The organism is Streptomyces sp. NPDC050548 (assembly GCF_044457385.1).
Classification (GTDB): domain Bacteria; phylum Actinomycetota; class Actinomycetes; order Streptomycetales; family Streptomycetaceae; genus Streptomyces.
The window spans coordinates 138,955-153,724 of sequence record NZ_JBITGV010000017.1; the positions used below are offsets into that span (position 1 = coordinate 138,955).

Genomic DNA, 14,770 nt, shown 5'->3' on the forward strand with positions numbered 1-14,770 from the left:
GGGACCTATGGATGCGCGCTGGTCAGCCGGCGATGCGGAGTTGGCGTGTGTCGGATTCCGCGAACATGTGGCGGGTCTCGGAAGGGGTGTCCGCCACAGATTCACCCCCGTTGACCTGCGGTGTTGCGGACGTTGCGGATGTTGCGGACTTCTGGGGGTCCGGGGGGCAGTAGCGCATCCACGCGTCGGCGAGGTCTTCCGCGTAGTAGCCCTTCGGGGTCGTGGCGCCGACCCGGATTCCGCGCGGCTTGATGGGGGTGATGTCAGGGCGCACGTACTGGCTCAGGAGCTTCGACAGCCCGCGCGCGGTGAGCGGCTTGGCGCTCTGCCCGTCCTCGCTCATGTCGGACCAGGGAGCGTCGTCCAGGCCGAGGAGAACTTCGAGGATGGCCGCGGTGGGCATCCGGTCCACTCCGCAGAACACCTTGTCGCGCAGATCGGTCAGCAAGCGCACCCCGAGGGAGGCTTGGTCGCCCTGGGAAGCGGCCTTGATGAGCGCGATGCAGGCTGTGCGAGCGCGCTCGGGCCAGTGCCCGCCGGCCGCGTCGGCGACCGCGAGGAGCGGCTCCCACACGTCGGCCGGCCGGTCGACGACGCCCTCGGGCATCTCGGGCCAGGCTTCGGCGACCTGGTCGTGCAGGGTGGCGGTCCAGTCCGCGAGCCGGTCCCGCAGGACGTGTCCCTGCTTCTCGTGGATGCGGCGCCGGTAGGGCTCGCACTTCTCGTTGGGTGCCTTCTTGCGCATGCGGATGATGACCGAGCGGGTCATGATCGTGTCCGGGAGGGAGCCGAGTCCGGCCATGGCGACCGCGCAGAACGACGGGAGGAACCCTGCCTTCTGGTCGGATCCTTCGCCGATGCAGCGCAGGGACTTGGCGCCGCGCCGGTAGCCAGAGTTGAGGAACCCGCGGACTTCCTCGTTGCCGCCGGCTTTGGGCCCGAACACGGTGTCGATCTCGTCGAAGAGCAGTGTCGGGGTGCCCTCGTCTGCGGAGACGAGCCGGAACAGAGCGTTCGCGGACGCGTTGACGGTGGTCGCGGCGCGCGGGGTGAGGGTTTCGATGATCTCCAGGGCGCGGGACTTCCCGGAGCCGGGTTCGGGGCTGAGGAAGGCGATGCGGGCGGTGCCGTCCAGTGCGTCCATCAGGTGCGCGTGGGCGTCCCACAACGCGACCGCGACGTAGGCGTGTTCGGTGGGGAAGACGTTGAAGCGACGGTGGAAGGCTTCCACCTCGTCCAGCAGTGCGGCCCCGTCGATGATCTCGGTCATGCGGCGGCCCTCCTTTCGGGCAGAGATGCGGGTGTCCCGGAGCAGGCGGACTTGTGCGCGGTGTACTCGGCTGCCAGAGCGGCCACCTTCGGTGCTCCGGTGGCGGTGGCGGTCTGTCCGCAGGGGCAGGCGTAGGCGGCGTTGGGGGTGTCGCCTGGGCGGGTGGACCAGCGGGCGCCGTCCTTGTGATGCCGGTAGAGCGGCGGGGCGTAGATGCGGATCCCGGGCTGGTCCGGTGTCGGGTCGAGCGTGCTGTGGCGTGCCTCATTGCTGCGGAACTGCTCAGGACGAAGAGCTGAAGTGACGCCCTGACGGGCGGCGACCTTCGGCTCGCCCACGACCGGCCCGGGTACAGCCGGTTGGGCGGAGTGCGGGCCGCTCGCCACCGGTTGGCCTTCCAAGCGGAGACGGGGAGGGGTGTTCATGCCCTCTCCCGGGGCCGGACCTTGCGCAGGGAACTGTCCAAAGCGCTGCGGATCGTGCTCCGGCATTCCGCAGCGGTGAGTCCCCGGGCCTCTCCAGCCGCTTGGAAGGCGTCCTCTGCCACGTGCCGGGGAAGGTCGCCCCACGCGACGAACCGCCCCACCTTGAACGCGCACCGGTTGAGCGTGATGTTGCCCTGCTTGTCCGGAGCTGCCGTGACGACCGCGCATTCGGCTTCCAGCGCGGCCAGGGCCGCGCGGCTGCCGTCGACCGCGGGCAACCGCAACGGCGTCATGACGCGCGCAGGGGCCGGTTGCAACAACTCCAACAACCACCCCGGCAGGGGTACCGGGGCGATGTCATGCACCGTCTCGTACGAGCCGTCGGGGGTGATGCTGCCGGCGGCGACGACGTACCCGCCCCATGCCCGGGTGTCGACCAGGGGCGCGAGGGTGCCCGCGGTGTTGCCCAGCCGGACACCGGCCGGCGCGGCGAAGTACAGGTGCTGTCCGCCGCTCGCGGTCCGGGTCGTGCGGGTGCGGGGGACGGAGTGTCCGGTGCGCTCGCAGAGCGCCTTGAAGGTTGTCGCGCCGTCAGGCGTGTCCGCACTGCTGTTGCCGTTGTCCTGGTTCTTGGGTACGTCCAGGTCGAGGACGATCAGCCCGGAGGGGCCGGTCGCGAGGCCGATGTTGGCGGGACTGTTCTCCCAGCACAGCGTGATGCGGTGCGGGTCGACGGTTGCCCGCTCCTGCCACTTCAGGTGTCCGTTGGCGCAGTCTCCGGTGAGCTTGCACCGGTCGGCCCCGTGCAGCGCGGGCCGCTTGGTCCCGGGACGCAGGGGGAATACGTGCCAACCGCGCTCAGCAGCGGCCAGTGCGGCGTTCAGCAGATGCGTGCTCACGCCGCGGCTCCCAGCTCAAGCACGGGCACGGCGGCGAGGAAGGCGCGGCCGATCCATTCCGTGTAGGCGGGCGGCAGAGCCTCCCGCAGACGCAGATGATCGGTGGACCAGTCGATGCCCTTGGCCGCGCGGATCTCCTCCACGGTGGCCTTGCCGCCACCCTCGCCGTACGCGGCGACGTACGGGCCCTCGCGGTAGACGCCGTGGCGCCAACCGCGCACGTAGCCCCGGTGCTTGGGGTGGGCCGGGTGCACGGCCGTCCAGCCTCCGAGTTCGAAGTAGCGGTGCATGAGCACGGCGAGTCCGAACTGTTCCCCGCACAATCGGATGTCCTTGCGGACCTCGGAGCCGGGCACGTTCTCGATCACGTACGGCCGGCCCGTGGTCTCCAGGGCGGCGCGCGTGGGGGCGATGAGGCGGGGGTAGGTGCGGCCGATCGCGGCGTTGCGCGCCTTGTTGGTGCCCTTGGTGGGGGCGCCCTCGCCCTGGCAGGGCGGTGAGGCGTGGATGAAGTCGAACTCGTGCCCGTGGGCGCGGATGAAGTCGATCGCGTCGCCCTGGTGGAAGGCGTCGCCCCGGTAGTCGGGTTGGGCTTCCTTGTCGACGCCGGTGATGTGGCAGTTGACGAACGCGCGCCGGTAGCCGGTGGTGGCGCCGCCGATGCAGGAGAACGCGTCGAGCACACGGACGGGTTCGAGCAGGGCGAGCAATCGCCCGATGTCGGGTCGATGGGTCATGCTGGATGTCTCCAGTTCCTTGATGGGTGACTGGCTGACAAGGGCGGCCCCGCGACTTTGGCGAGACGAGGGGGCCGCCCTTGGCGTAGCTACTTCTTGGAGAAGAGCTTGATCGTGATGCCGCCGGCGCCGACCGGCCCGGCCGCGCCGGCGATGACGGTTGCGGTGTGCGAGGCGACATCCATCAGCCAGCACAGCGCGGCGACCACCCCCCACGTGCCGAGCGCGGCAGCGCCGGCGATCGCGAACGGGATCAGTAGCTTCTGCCACGGGAAGCCGGGCGGGGTGGTGGAAGTGACGACGATGACGACGGGTTGTCCGGTGGCCTGGGCGTGGTGGTAGAGGTGGGCGGGGATGTGCGGGGCCATCTGGCCGGGCGGGAGGTGCTGACTCACTTCTGGCTCCCTTCGGGTGTGCCGCGGGCCCGCACCACCTGTGGGCGGGGGCGTGCGCGGGGTGGGTGTCAGGCGGGGGCGTCAGGGGTGTCACGAGGGGGGCGTCACGCGTTTCTGACACCCGGTCTGCCTAGGGTTTTGGGTGTCAGAGGGGCGTGACGGTGTCAGGTGTCAGGCTGCTGTCAGGACGGGCACGATCCGCCACCGGCCGGTGGTGTTCGTCGCCTCCAACCGGCCTTCTAGCGCGGCCTCCTTGAGGCGTTCGGACACCCAGGGGCGGGAGAGGCTGTGGCGGTCGCACCAGTCCATGAAGTCCTTCGGGCCGACGATCATCTGTCCGGTCGACTCGAACTCCGTGAGCGCGTCCGCGAACAGCCGCCGCGCCTCTGCCGGGGACGGCTTACGGCCGGTCTCCTGTCCGAAGATCGGGGCGTCGTCGCCTTGCTCCGGGTCAGGGAGTTCGGCCTCCGGGTCGATGTGTGCGTCCTCCGGGTCGACGAGCAGGCTGTTCTGTTCCATGTCGTCGTCCTCCTCGTCGACGGCCCGCAGCGGCGTCGTCTGCTCGGTGCCGGGGGTGGTGCGGCCGGTGTAGGCGCGTCCGGCGATGCTGGAGGCGGCGCCGGCGGTGATGGGGTCGGCACTGGCGCCGTTGCGCTGTGCCCAGGTCGCGAGCAGTTCCATGACCGGCACCGCCCGGTGGGTGAAGCGGCGGGTACGACCCGGGGCGGCATAGCGGTCCTCCGGGATGCCCGGCGAAACGACGTAGCAGTAGCCAGGGCGCCGGTTGGCCCACGCGCCCGGGTGGGCGCCCGCGGCCAGGACCTCGTCGGGCAGCACGAACCCCTCGTCCCGCGCGTCGCAGCCCAGCGCGATCACGGACGGGAGGGAGGCGCGGGTGCTGGTCGACATCTGGTCGTAGGACGGACGCTGAAGCGACACGATCAGCGAGACACCGGCCGACCGGGCTTCCTGCGCGATGCCGGTGAACGCGTCGTCCCCCAGCGCCCGCAGGGTGTTCGCGGCCTCCTCGAACCAGGCCACCAGGAACGGCATCCCTGCGCACCCGCACGCGCTGCCATCCGTGTGGCAGGTGTGCTCTCGGCTGTTCTGGACCTGTGCCGCGGCGGGGACCCACTGCCGGTAGCCGTGCGCACCCAGCCAGCGCGTACGAGCCGGGATGACGGCCTCGACAGCCGCGACCATGACCTCCGTGGACGTACCGCCCTCAACTGCCCAGTCGAGACCGGGGCGCAGGGTCCCGAAGTCCTGGAAGGCCTTGGGGTCGGAGAACCAGACGATGACGTCCCTGCGGGAGAGGATCTCCGTGAGCAGGTTCAGGGCCGCATCGCCCTTGCCGGAACCGGACTGGCCCGCGACCAGGCCGTGCGTGGAGTTGCGGCCCGCGTCCGGGTCACCCGGAAGCCACATCACCAACAGGGAACCGTCGTCGTACCGCCCGATGACCAGCGGATCCGCGATCGATCCACCCAGGTTGGAGGGGCCCGCCCACTCGACAACCTCAGCGAGCATGTCTTCGGGCACGATGACCAGTTCGCCGCGCCGTGCGGAGCCCGGGTCGGGGGTGTAGCGGACTGCGGAGGTCGGCAGGTCCAGTGCGGACGCGATGTTCCCCAGCGCTTTGGCCATGTCGTCGTTGGTCTGCACGCCGGCTTCCAGCGCGACGGGGGCGGTGACCCGGTTGGGTTCCACCTTCGCCGCACCCATCTGCGCCCGCGCCAGGCCGACCTTCTCCAGCAGGCCCTTGTCGGCACTCTGGCCGGTCGCGTCGGGGTTGTGGCGCAGGACCATGCGAATGTTCCACGACAGAGCCAGCGCCGGGCCCGCCATCAGATACAGGTCGTCGATCGGCCCGGCGGTGGGTCCGGCGAGGCAGGCGGCGGTGAGCCAGGCAGAACCGCAGGCCACCGTGATGGCTGAGTGCAACTGCCGTTGCTGGCTCGTCGACCGTCCCGCCCACCAGGTCGCCCCGGTCAACGCCACCGACGCGAGGGTGAGGCCGACGCCGGCGGCGGCGCTCCCGTCCCACCGGGTGTTGCCGAGGACGCCGGCCAGGCCGGTGCCACCCCAGGCGAGCCACGGGGGCAGGTGGGGCTTGGCCCGGTGAAGGAGGTACTTGCCGACCCCGCCGGCGTCCGAGCCGCCCTGGAGCTGTACTTCGAGCAGCTCGGCGAGCTGCTGCTGTTGGTTGCGCTCAGCCATCAGATTCAACTCCCTTACTGCTGTGCCCAGTTGATGACGGGCTGTTGCGGCTTGCGGGCGCGGTGGCGGACGCGGTTGATCTCTTCCTCGTACTGCTGCTGGAAGATGGAGTAGGTGGCCGCGGCGTTCTTCGCGGCGTCCCGCAGCGCGTCGGCGGACTTCTGCATCTTGCGGGCCACCTTGTTGGCACGGGAGCGGGAGCCGAACGGCCGTCCCTCCGGGTCCGGCACCACGGCCAGCACGCTCTTGAGGATCTCCGCGGCCATGGCGACCTCGATGGAGAGGGTGACGCCGGCGGCGCGCAGGGTGTTGCAGTAGTTGCGGACCTGCGCGGGGGAGGTGAACTCCGGTGCGGGCAGCAGGGATTCGGCGCGGCCACCGCCGCGACCGGTGCCGCCGCCGGCGGCGACTGTCTGGCCGCCTTGGTTGACGTTGATGGTGAAGCCGGGCGCGAAGGTGGCACCGAACTTCTTGGTCTTGTTGACGGGGCCTTTGGTCTGGGAGCCGTTGGCGCCGGCGCCCGGAGCGCCCTTGGCGTGGCGGGGAGGGGTTGCCATCAGAGGTGTCTCCTCAGGTCAGTGGGAGCGGCGGACGATGAGCCAAGCGGTCTGCGTGATGAGCCAGGTGAGCAGCCAGAACAGCGGCAGCGGACCGGCCAACGGGCCGAACCCGGCGGCGAACGCGGTCCACGCGGCGGTGACCGTGGCGAGCAGGGCCAGGCCGACGCGCCAGCCCAGCACGGAGCTGCGGGCCGGGCGGCGGCGCTGCATGACCAGCACCCAGAGCACGGGGGCGAGGGCGGCGGGGGCGAGCAGCAGGCCCGACCACCAGGCGATCGCGTGCAGGATCGCGGTCAGCGGCCACGCGAGCAGGGCCAGGCCAGTGGGGGCCAGCGGGCGGCGGAAGCGCCACAGCAGACCGCCGATCGCGGTCAGTGCCTCGCGGGTGAGCGAGGGGCGTTCGGGCACGACCACGACGAACGGCTGCGCGGAACGGCGCCCGCGCTGGTGCGGGATACGGACGGTGTGAACCCCGGCGGTGCCGCGGGCTCGGGTACGGCTGGACACAGCGAAACTCCCAGGACAGTAGGGGTGTTCAGGCGGCGCGTTGTTCGTCTTCGGGGTAGGCGCAGGGCACGCACACTCCGAGCGAGGCGGGGATGACGTAGCCGGCATCCGCGCGGCACTGCGGGCAGGTGCGGCGGGCGAGATTGGCTTTGGCGAGCGCGGCCCGTTTGGCCGGCGTCATGGGCCGGACGGGCTTGGCGTGGTCGAGCCTGTAGAAGTAGGCGACCAGCGGGCCGCGCCGGTAGCGCGGGCGCAAGGCCTGCGCGGCGACCTGCTGGCCGCCGGGGCGCAGACCGCGGGCCCGTAACTGGCGGCGGGTGGCGTAGCCGTCGGGGACGCAGCGCCAGGGGAAGGTGGGTATCCCGTAGCGGGCGCCGTTCGGGTCGAAGCACTTGCCCCAGGCCGCGGACATCAGGCCGCCACCTCAACCGACTCGTACTCGCGGGCGGGGTCCTGCTCGCGTAGTTCCTGGTAACGGGCGGAGACCCAGCCGACCGACCAGCCGCACAAATCGGCAGCGGCCCGCAACGGAAGGCCTGCCTCGAACGCGGCCAGCACCGTGGCGCGGGCCCGCTCCTCGGGTACCTTCTCCGCAGCCGGACCGGCCGTCAGCAGCGCGGCCCGCTCCTGCTCGCGGCGCGCAGCCTGCTCGCGCTCACGGCGTTCACGCTCCCGCTGCTGCTGTTCACGCTCGCGCTCTGTACGTTCACGCTCGGCTCGGTCGGCCTGCTCGCGGGCCATGGTGTGCTCGCGTTCCTCACGACGGGCCCGCTCTTCACGTTCGGCTTGTTCGTGGATCAGGCGGGCTTCGTGCTCACGCTGTTCACGCGCCAGCAGCGCCGTGTGCTCGCGCTCCTCCCGGGCCAGCCGCGCGGCCGTCTCGCGCCGCTCGGTCATTGCCTGCTCGCGGGCTTCGCGTTGGGCCTGCTGGCGCTGTTCAAGCTCGTTCACCGCGACCGCGATGGCGCGCCGGTAGGCGAGCCCGGTTTCGGCGGTGACGATCAGCAGCAAAGGTGCGACCGCATGCACGGCCACGCCCACCAGGTCCCTGTTCAGCGCGGAGTCCGCGACGTTGAGAGCCAGGGTCATGCAGCCGGTCATCCAGCGCAGGACGATCGGCCACCGCCCGCCGTGTCCCCCGAGGCGGGCGAGCACAGCGTCCAGACGGACCACGATGACGACCGCGGCGTCGGTCACCAGGGGCAGGATCGGCGCCGTCCACGCCCACTCAGCCGGGGTGTGGTCGGCAGCGAGCGGTGTGACGGTGAGGATCGAGTAGAGCATGGCGCCCATGACGATCAGCCACGTGCCGACCGACAACGCGCGCTCTGCTGAACGGATCTGAGCGGCGTTCATGCGACCGCCCCCGTCCATGAACGCACCTTGATCGCGGCGATCAGCACGACGGGCGAGGTGAGGTCGTCGGGGATCTCGCTGTCCTCGGTCCACTCCCACCGCGCGCCCGGTACCGGCTCGAAGCCGAGCACGAGGAGCGCCCGCAGGCGGTCTGTGAACGTCGGGATGGTGCGCGTGAACAAGTAGTCGGGCCACCGTTCGGTGGTGTTCAGCAGGACCACGTACAGACGCCAGCGCCCGTCACGGACGGACACCTGCGCCGTGAACTCCTGCTCCATCAGGCCACCTCGTCAAGCGAGTTGGCCAGCGCCGCACGGGCCGCGAGCACCTTGTTGCCGGCACGGCGGACGCGCCGCCGATCCAGCATGGTGGGCGTGCGGTCGAGCAGGGCGATACGGACGTCCAGCAACTCGACCTCGGCCGCGATGAGCGGCATCTCGGAGTCGATCGCGTCCAGTTCCGCGTCGGTCGGTTCCATCCAGGCGGCGAACGCGGTAACAGCTTCCTGAACAGTGACGATGTGCTTCATGGGTCGTAGTCCTCACGTAGGGGTGAACGGCCCGAACAGCGGCCCCGGGTCTAGCCACCCGGGGCCGCGCGCCGTTGAAGTCGGAACACTCCGGCTCCCTGCGACCCCGCCCGTACGACCACCGCACACGGTGCGGGCCGGACGGGCAGAGGAGGCAACCGACCGCAGCGCCATGCAGGCACTGCGGAAGTTGAGAAACGTGCGCGGGCCAGGCCGCGCGGCCGTCTTTTCGACTCGGGGAGACGGGGCCCATCTGTTCAGTTTTCAATCAATTTGCGCTTCCTTCGTACTCACCCCTGCGGGCTTTCCTCCGGGCACATCCATAGACTGGACCGGTGGACCGGTCCAGTCAAGCGTCAACTCCCCTGCGCGTGCTGCGAATTGGTCATCTGTGCAGTTCAGAGGCCGGAAAAAAAAGAAAAAAGCTGGACCGGAGGACCGGTCCAGCTCTCTTACGGCTCACTCTGGCCTACATCGCATAGGTCTCCACCTGTTCGAAGTGAGGGGAAGGCGTGACCCCCTCCTCGCACACGAGCGGACGGCCCTCTTGGTCGTACGCGGTGTGCAGAACCACGGCGACCGCCGTTGCTCCGGACAGTCCGAGGTGAAGGACTTCAGACTCGGTTGCCAGGCGGACCGTAGTCACATCCACCCCCTCTGCGGGGAAGCGGCCAGTCTGCCGACGTACATACCGAGTTGTTCCCTCCGGGATGGGCGCGGTCTGCGCCAGCCGGGGGGAGGCTTCTGCGATCTCGGGAGGGAACCACGCTTCCGCGTAGCTGTGGGGACTCCCGTCCGGGAGCTGGAGGATTCGGATGCGTCGCAGCGTGGTGACGCCCGAGTCCATGCCCAAGACGGCAGCCACCCGCGCGGGTGGCTCTGCCCAATCCGGCTCACCGACACGTAGGAAGGGCATGCCGCCGGTGACGCGGGCGGAACCTGCCCGCCGTGCGCCCGCCGGCCGCGCGACGGGGGTTTCCGTCACCACGAAGCCTGTCCCCTGCTTGGCCACGACAACTCCATCGTTGCGCAGCACGTCCATCGCCTTGATGGCGGTCGCGCGGGAGACCGACCATTGTTCTGCCAGGTCACGCCCGGATGGCACGGTCTCGCCTGGCGCGAACTCGCCGGCGGCGATGCGGGCGCGTAGCGACTCCGCGATCTCCTCATACTTCAGTAGCGCCATGACTGCCTCTCTTGCTGTCTCCTTGCTGGACTGGTCCACCGGTACACAGCATACTGCCACTATGTCGAATCTCGGATTGGCTCCTTCCGTTCTGCGCTTCTACGGCGAGACCGTGGACGAGAGCAGGCGCCTGCATCGCTCAGCGGATGGCCGTCTTGAGCTGGCCCGAACCAAGGAGCTTCTACGTCGCTTCCTTCCGCCAACGCCCGCGAGTGTGCTGGACGTTGGAGGTGGGACCGGCGTGCATGCAGAGTGGTTGGTGAAGGACGGGTACGCGGTCTCTTTGGTCGATCCCATTCCCCGCCACGTTGAGCAGGCATCTGCGATCTGTGCGGCGTCGCTGGGGGATGCGCGAGTACTGGAAGCGGCTGACGACAGTTACGACGTGGTCCAGCTACTCGGCCCGCTCTACCACCTGCCCGACGCTGACGACCGCCGGCGAGCGCTCGCCGAAGCGCGCCGTGTGGTCAAGCCCGGTGGGCTGGTAGCCGCGGCAGCGATCAACCGCTACGCGTCCCTTTTCGAGCACGTCACGTACGCGCACCTGCATACCGAGCGCATGTATGAGCCGGTGTCGAAGATTCTCCGCACCGCGGTGCACGATGGCGCCCACTTCACCCTGGCGTACTTCCATCGAGCAGAGGAACTTGCCGACGAGCTTCGCGAGGCGGGGCTTACCGAGGTGCAAGTCTTCGGGATCGAGGGCCCGGCATGGTCACTCGTGAAGGCCGTCGAACAGCAACCCGGTGACGGCCCCACCGACGACCTGATCGCCTCTGCCGTTGCTGCCGCAAGGATGGCCGAACCGTATCCGGAGCTGCTCGCCGCTAGCTCACACCTGCTCGCGGTGGGGCGTGCCCCTACGAGCGACCTCATGTGAAAGCAGGCCAGAGCATGCGTCTGCGCAGCTCAGCGCGGTTCGGTTCCGTCTCAGATTCCGTCTCATTCGCTCCACCCACCGTCCGCGATGCCTCACGCGCTGCCCAGGCGCACGGAATGAACGAGCTTGAACGGGTACGGATCATGCCTCGCCCTTGATTCGAACATTCAGACGGTTTGGCAACTGGCTGCGCTTTTTTCTGCACATGGCGTGCATTTTTCTGCGACTGGGAACCATAATACTGCCGAGCTGATGCCTGTCCGAGGGGGATACGTGGCAGCACCAAAGACCACCGTTTGGCCGCTTGACCCGCACACCAAGGCCAAGCATGACCTACTGAAACATTACCTGGGTGGATGGTTTCCCGTCCTGTCCTCGTATAACGGCAGAATCGTTTTCCTGGATGGCTTCGCAGGGCCGGGGCGCTATGACTCGGGTGAGCCGGGGTCTCCTCTGATTGCTTTGGAAACCTTGCTGACGCATAGCTACTTCAGCAAAATGGAGTGCGAATTTCTTTTCTTTTTCTGCGAGGCGAAGAGGGATCGTTTCGATAGCCTTACCGAGCAGATCGCCGGTTTTAAAGAGGCGCATCAGCCTTGGCCGGAAAATGTAAAGATCCAACTGATCCACTCCGAGTTTTCGGAGACGGCGACGAGCCTCATTGAGTACCTGCGTGGACAGAAAAAGCGCCTGGCGCCCACTTTCGCCTTCGTAGACCCGTTCGGCTTCTCGGGCCTACCTATGCGAGTTCTCGCGGATCTGCTGTCGTTCACAAGCTGCGAGTTGTTTGTGAACTATATGGTTGACTATGTGAACCGCTTCGCAACAGCGGGAAACGTAGACCATCACCTGGATGAGCTTTTTGGCACTTCTGAGTACAAGAATGCCGGAGCTGCGCAGAGTCGACAGCAGTTCCTGCATGACCTCTATGAACGACAGCTCTCCGAAGTCTGCAAGTTCCGATATGTCCAATCATTCGCAATGATCAATAAGACCGGCCACATCGCCTACTACCTGTTCCACGGGACGCGAGAAGTCAAAGGCGTTGAACTGATGAAAGACGCCATGTGGAAGGTGGATCCTGGCGGAGGATTCCGATTTTCAGACAGGCTCGCCGGTCAGGACGTGCTCTTCACTGAAGAGGCCGTCAATACTGAGCCATTGCGTCAAGCTTTGCTTGCGCGGTACAAAGGTAGACGTGTGCCCATAGCGGAGATTGAGCAATACACATTGGTACACACGCCGTACAGGAAAACGCATCTCCGCAAGCCTGTTCTCACTCCACTGGAGAAGGAAGGGCTTATCCAGGTCGAGCGCCCAGGGCGGAGTGGTTTCCCAGCCGGTACTTTGGTGACATTCCTCTGACCTCACACCGCGACTCGGGGCTTAACGTCCGGGTACTCGTCCCAAGTTCGCCCTTGCAGGATCCGACCTCCTGACTTGGGTTTTACTCCGCCCCACTGCTTGAAGAAGAATGGGACTTGTGTATCGATGCATTGATCACGCAGTTCTGTGATCCAGCGCTCGTCAATTGGCCGATGCCCCTTTCCGGACTCGCCCCCAGCGATAACCCATCCAATACCTTCGAGATCTATGGCGCCGAGAGGCCCAAGCAATGGCTCGCAGGATAGGAAGCGAATATTTGCAGGGGTCTCACGGAGATCCTTGATGCGCCAATTGAACTCGGCACTCTCCACCGTCACGCCCATCCAGACGTTAGAGGGCCAGTCAAGCTGGTCTCCCAATTTTCGCATTCTCCGGGAGCGCTTGGTCAAGATTTGATAGGTGTGCTGAGGGGTATCCCGCATCACGTCAAAGATATCTTTGACATAGGAAACGGGAACCCTGGCGTGAAATAGATCCGACATCGAGTTGACAAAAACAGTCCTCGGGGCTTTCCATGTGTATGGAATCCCCAACGCCTGATTATGGATCGTAAGGCCGAATCCAGGTCCAGATGTGCGCGGATCCCCGTCATTCTGATACTTCGGTGAACCCATTGCTTTCAAACGCTTCGCCAACACGAGGGCATAACAATTGTCACAGCCCTTTGAGATTCGATCGCACCCCGTAGTTGGGTTCCAAGTGGCTTCTGTCCACTCGATTGTGCTTCGATCGGCCATTTCGGCTCCACTCTCCTAGCGTCTGGGCTTGCTCCTTATTGTCTCTCATCCTCAACGTTTGAGGAGCACTCAAGAAACGATTGATGGTGAGTAGTTGGCGCAGTACCTGTACAGGTGGCACATCGCTTGCGCTTCGCCAAGTGTCCGTCGTGTCACTCAGTTCGTTTGCCGGTGGTGTGGCGGACAGGGGCGATCAACCGGTGGTGGCGGGAGGTCCAGACCGACCACCGGCCGTCCGTCCCCAGGTGGCTGTGGCGGCCAGGGTGAGGTGGAAGGGCTCAAGACCGTCCGCGAGCTGCCTCGCCTGGTAGGTCGGGCGGCAGACGAGCCGTAGTCGCCATTGGGCGCCTGCGGATCAGCTCGCCGTGGGCCATATGTGGGCCAACAGGCATTGGAGAGCTAGCTGATTCAGCATTTTGCCAGCTCAGACATCTTGAGGAACGGCCCAGCGCGACGCTCTTGAAAACCGTCGTGGCAGCGATGTCACCGTGGGTTCAAATCCCACACCCACCGCGGTGTTGGTAAGGGGCGTCCTCAATTGAGGGCGCCCCTTACTCGTGTCGGCCTTCAGGTGCCGCGCACCGGTGTCATGCCCGCCGCCCCGTCATCCGCGCCGCCGAAGCGATCGTCGCCCGGGCCTCCCGCTCGGAGAGCCCCGTGCCCAGGGCGGCCTCGATCAGGGGCTCGACGAGTGCCGGGCCGATGTCGTTCTCGTAGGCGCGGCAGGCTGCCCAGAAGAGGCGGGTGTTGCGTTGGCCCTCGTGGGCCGCGAGGACGAACTGGACGAGGCCCTGGCCGTGTTGGCCGGTCGAGGTGGGGGTGGGGTGGTTGGTGCGGGGTGGGGGGAGGAGCAGGCGTAGGAGGGACGGTGGGCAGGGGGCCGGGGCCAGGTGGGCGGTGGCGGGGGCGGCGCCGTAGAAGCCGTGTTCGGTGCGGGAGCCGGGGCCGACGAGGTAGCCGCCGGCGCCGCGGATGTCGATGCCGGGGGCGAGTCGGCTCGCGGAATTGGGGACGACGACGTCGGGCGGGCCGGTGAGCCAGAGGTGCCGGCCGCCGCTGGGGGTCAGGACGACCACGGTCTCGGGGATCGTGAACAGGTGGCGGAGGGCCAGTTCGCGCAGGGCGGAGGACGAGTCCGTACCGGATTTGGTGTCGAGGTCGATGCCGATCAGGTGGTGCGGCGGCAGTCCGCACGCGATGCCGTAGCCGGTGGCCCAGGGGGCGGCGGCGAACAGTTCGCGGATGCGGGACGGGTCGGTCGAGGCGTCGTAGACGCCGTGGCCGAGGAGTCCGCACTCGCCGTGGCAGGGCGGTCCTACGGTGCCTGCCGCACCCACCAGGTCGGTGTCGTCGCGGTGCGGTGAGCGCAGGGCCGGGAGTTTTGTTCGGGACAGGGGGATCACGGCCAGTCCGCGTTCGGCGGCTGACAGGGCGTGTGCGAGGGCCAGCGTGGTGGCCTGCCGGTCGATGGTGGCCATGACTCCATGTTCGTACGGGTGTTCGAAAAAGGGAAGAGGGGGCGGCGATGGCGCGCCCGGGGTGCGGCGTTCGGCGGGGAATGTGGCGGAACGCTTCGCCTCATGCGCCGCCCGGGGTGGGATGTCCGAACAGCCCTCAACTGCGGCTTTGGAGCAGTCAAAGGGGTTTATCGACTTGTCATCACGCTTCAGGGGGAATAAACGC

17 protein-coding genes are annotated in these 14,770 nt (G+C 67.5%); 2 read left to right on the top strand and 15 right to left on the bottom strand.

Features of this window, described 5'->3' with window-relative positions; translation table 11 throughout:
- Window positions 1-22 precede the first annotated feature (22 nt).
- The 13 genes from ACIBJH_RS37060 to ACIBJH_RS37120 form a co-directional block, all read right to left on the bottom strand.
- Window positions 23-1,270, bottom strand: coding sequence for a DUF3631 domain-containing protein (locus tag ACIBJH_RS37060; RefSeq protein WP_399121340.1), 1,248 nt, complete (start codon window positions 1,268-1,270; stop codon window positions 23-25).
- A complete protein-coding gene (locus ACIBJH_RS37065; RefSeq protein WP_399121341.1) occupies window positions 1,267-1,608 on the bottom strand; it encodes a hypothetical protein in 342 nt (113 codons plus the stop codon). The genes ACIBJH_RS37060 and ACIBJH_RS37065 overlap by 4 nt, the downstream gene beginning before the upstream one ends.
- Window positions 1,609-1,691: 83 nt before the next feature.
- Entirely contained in the window at window positions 1,692-2,594 is a 903-nt protein-coding gene (locus tag ACIBJH_RS37070; protein ID WP_399121342.1) for a bifunctional DNA primase/polymerase, read from the bottom strand.
- On the bottom strand, window positions 2,591-3,331 hold the full coding sequence (locus tag ACIBJH_RS37075) for a DNA methylase (RefSeq protein ID WP_399121343.1): 741 nt from the start codon (window positions 3,329-3,331) through the stop codon (window positions 2,591-2,593). Before ACIBJH_RS37075 ends, ACIBJH_RS37070 begins: the two co-directional genes overlap by 4 nt.
- A gap of 89 nt (window positions 3,332-3,420) precedes the next feature.
- Entirely contained in the window at window positions 3,421-3,726 is a 306-nt protein-coding gene (locus ACIBJH_RS37080) for a hypothetical protein (protein ID WP_399121344.1), read from the bottom strand.
- Between the two features lie 171 nt (window positions 3,727-3,897).
- Window positions 3,898-5,946, bottom strand: coding sequence for a plasmid transfer protein TraB (gene traB, locus ACIBJH_RS37085; RefSeq protein ID WP_399121345.1), 2,049 nt, complete (start codon window positions 5,944-5,946; stop codon window positions 3,898-3,900).
- A gap of 14 nt (window positions 5,947-5,960) precedes the next feature.
- Entirely contained in the window at window positions 5,961-6,503 is a 543-nt protein-coding gene (traA, locus tag ACIBJH_RS37090) for a plasmid transfer protein TraA (RefSeq protein WP_399121346.1), read from the bottom strand.
- A gap of 18 nt (window positions 6,504-6,521) precedes the next feature.
- Window positions 6,522-7,013 (bottom strand): hypothetical protein, encoded by a 492-nt coding sequence (locus ACIBJH_RS37095; protein WP_399121347.1) that lies wholly within the window; start codon window positions 7,011-7,013, stop codon window positions 6,522-6,524.
- A 28-nt stretch (window positions 7,014-7,041) separates the two neighbouring features.
- Window positions 7,042-7,425, bottom strand: a complete 384-nt coding sequence (locus ACIBJH_RS37100; RefSeq protein ID WP_399121348.1) for an RRQRL motif-containing zinc-binding protein — start codon at window positions 7,423-7,425, stop codon at window positions 7,042-7,044.
- Window positions 7,425-8,369 carry a DUF2637 domain-containing protein gene (locus tag ACIBJH_RS37105; protein ID WP_399121349.1) on the bottom strand — a complete coding sequence of 315 codons (945 nt, stop codon included), beginning with the start codon at window positions 8,367-8,369 and terminating at the stop codon, window positions 7,425-7,427. The genes ACIBJH_RS37100 and ACIBJH_RS37105 overlap by 1 nt, the downstream gene beginning before the upstream one ends.
- The gene (locus ACIBJH_RS37110; RefSeq protein ID WP_399121350.1) at window positions 8,366-8,647 is read right to left on the bottom strand and encodes a DUF6303 family protein; all 282 of its coding nucleotides are present in this window, start codon (window positions 8,645-8,647) and stop codon (window positions 8,366-8,368) included. The genes ACIBJH_RS37105 and ACIBJH_RS37110 overlap by 4 nt, the downstream gene beginning before the upstream one ends.
- Complete coding sequence (locus tag ACIBJH_RS37115; RefSeq protein ID WP_399121351.1) at window positions 8,647-8,898, bottom strand: DUF6284 family protein; 252 nt, start codon at window positions 8,896-8,898, stop codon at window positions 8,647-8,649. The genes ACIBJH_RS37110 and ACIBJH_RS37115 overlap by 1 nt, the downstream gene beginning before the upstream one ends.
- A gap of 469 nt (window positions 8,899-9,367) precedes the next feature.
- Window positions 9,368-10,084, bottom strand: coding sequence for a GntR family transcriptional regulator (locus tag ACIBJH_RS37120; protein WP_328829787.1), 717 nt, complete (start codon window positions 10,082-10,084; stop codon window positions 9,368-9,370).
- Window positions 10,085-10,145: 61 nt separating this feature from the next.
- On the opposite strand from ACIBJH_RS37120, the gene ACIBJH_RS37125 reads away from it, so the two are divergent.
- On the top strand, window positions 10,146-10,964 hold the full coding sequence (locus ACIBJH_RS37125) for a class I SAM-dependent methyltransferase (RefSeq protein ID WP_399121352.1): 819 nt from the start codon (window positions 10,146-10,148) through the stop codon (window positions 10,962-10,964).
- Between the two features lie 273 nt (window positions 10,965-11,237).
- On the top strand, window positions 11,238-12,329 hold the full coding sequence (locus ACIBJH_RS37130; RefSeq protein WP_399121353.1) for a three-Cys-motif partner protein TcmP: 1,092 nt from the start codon (window positions 11,238-11,240) through the stop codon (window positions 12,327-12,329).
- A gap of 2 nt (window positions 12,330-12,331) precedes the next feature.
- Here ACIBJH_RS37130 and ACIBJH_RS37135 read toward each other — a convergent pair whose 3' ends face one another.
- Together ACIBJH_RS37135 and ACIBJH_RS37140 are read right to left on the bottom strand one after the other, a co-directional pair.
- The gene (locus ACIBJH_RS37135) at window positions 12,332-13,087 is read right to left on the bottom strand and encodes a DUF5131 family protein (RefSeq protein ID WP_399121354.1); all 756 of its coding nucleotides are present in this window, start codon (window positions 13,085-13,087) and stop codon (window positions 12,332-12,334) included.
- Window positions 13,088-13,674: 587 nt separating this feature from the next.
- The gene (locus tag ACIBJH_RS37140) at window positions 13,675-14,565 is read right to left on the bottom strand and encodes a bifunctional DNA primase/polymerase (RefSeq protein ID WP_399121355.1); all 891 of its coding nucleotides are present in this window, start codon (window positions 14,563-14,565) and stop codon (window positions 13,675-13,677) included.
- Window positions 14,566-14,770 lie beyond the last annotated feature (205 nt).

Excerpts from the sequence above, each read along its gene's own strand:
- ACIBJH_RS37060 (WP_399121340.1), bottom strand. The coding sequence starts at position 1,270 with ATGACCGAGATCATCGACGGGGCCGCACTGCTGGACGAGGTGGAAGCC.
- ACIBJH_RS37075 (WP_399121343.1), bottom strand. The coding sequence starts at position 3,331 with ATGACCCATCGACCCGACATCGGGCGATTGCTCGCCCTGCTCGAACCC.
- traB (WP_399121345.1), bottom strand. The coding sequence starts at position 5,946 with ATGGCTGAGCGCAACCAACAGCAGCAGCTCGCCGAGCTGCTCGAAGTA.
- traA (WP_399121346.1), bottom strand. The coding sequence starts at position 6,503 with ATGGCAACCCCTCCCCGCCACGCCAAGGGCGCTCCGGGCGCCGGCGCC.
- ACIBJH_RS37100 (WP_399121348.1), bottom strand. The coding sequence starts at position 7,425 with ATGTCCGCGGCCTGGGGCAAGTGCTTCGACCCGAACGGCGCCCGCTAC.
- ACIBJH_RS37105 (WP_399121349.1), bottom strand. The coding sequence starts at position 8,369 with ATGAACGCCGCTCAGATCCGTTCAGCAGAGCGCGCGTTGTCGGTCGGC.
- ACIBJH_RS37110 (WP_399121350.1), bottom strand. The coding sequence starts at position 8,647 with ATGGAGCAGGAGTTCACGGCGCAGGTGTCCGTCCGTGACGGGCGCTGG.
- ACIBJH_RS37115 (WP_399121351.1), bottom strand. The coding sequence starts at position 8,898 with ATGAAGCACATCGTCACTGTTCAGGAAGCTGTTACCGCGTTCGCCGCC.
- ACIBJH_RS37120 (WP_328829787.1), bottom strand. The coding sequence starts at position 10,084 with ATGGCGCTACTGAAGTATGAGGAGATCGCGGAGTCGCTACGCGCCCGC.
- ACIBJH_RS37125 (WP_399121352.1), top strand. The coding sequence starts at position 10,146 with ATGTCGAATCTCGGATTGGCTCCTTCCGTTCTGCGCTTCTACGGCGAG.
- ACIBJH_RS37135 (WP_399121354.1), bottom strand. The coding sequence starts at position 13,087 with ATGGCCGATCGAAGCACAATCGAGTGGACAGAAGCCACTTGGAACCCA.
- ACIBJH_RS37140 (WP_399121355.1), bottom strand. The coding sequence starts at position 14,565 with ATGGCCACCATCGACCGGCAGGCCACCACGCTGGCCCTCGCACACGCC.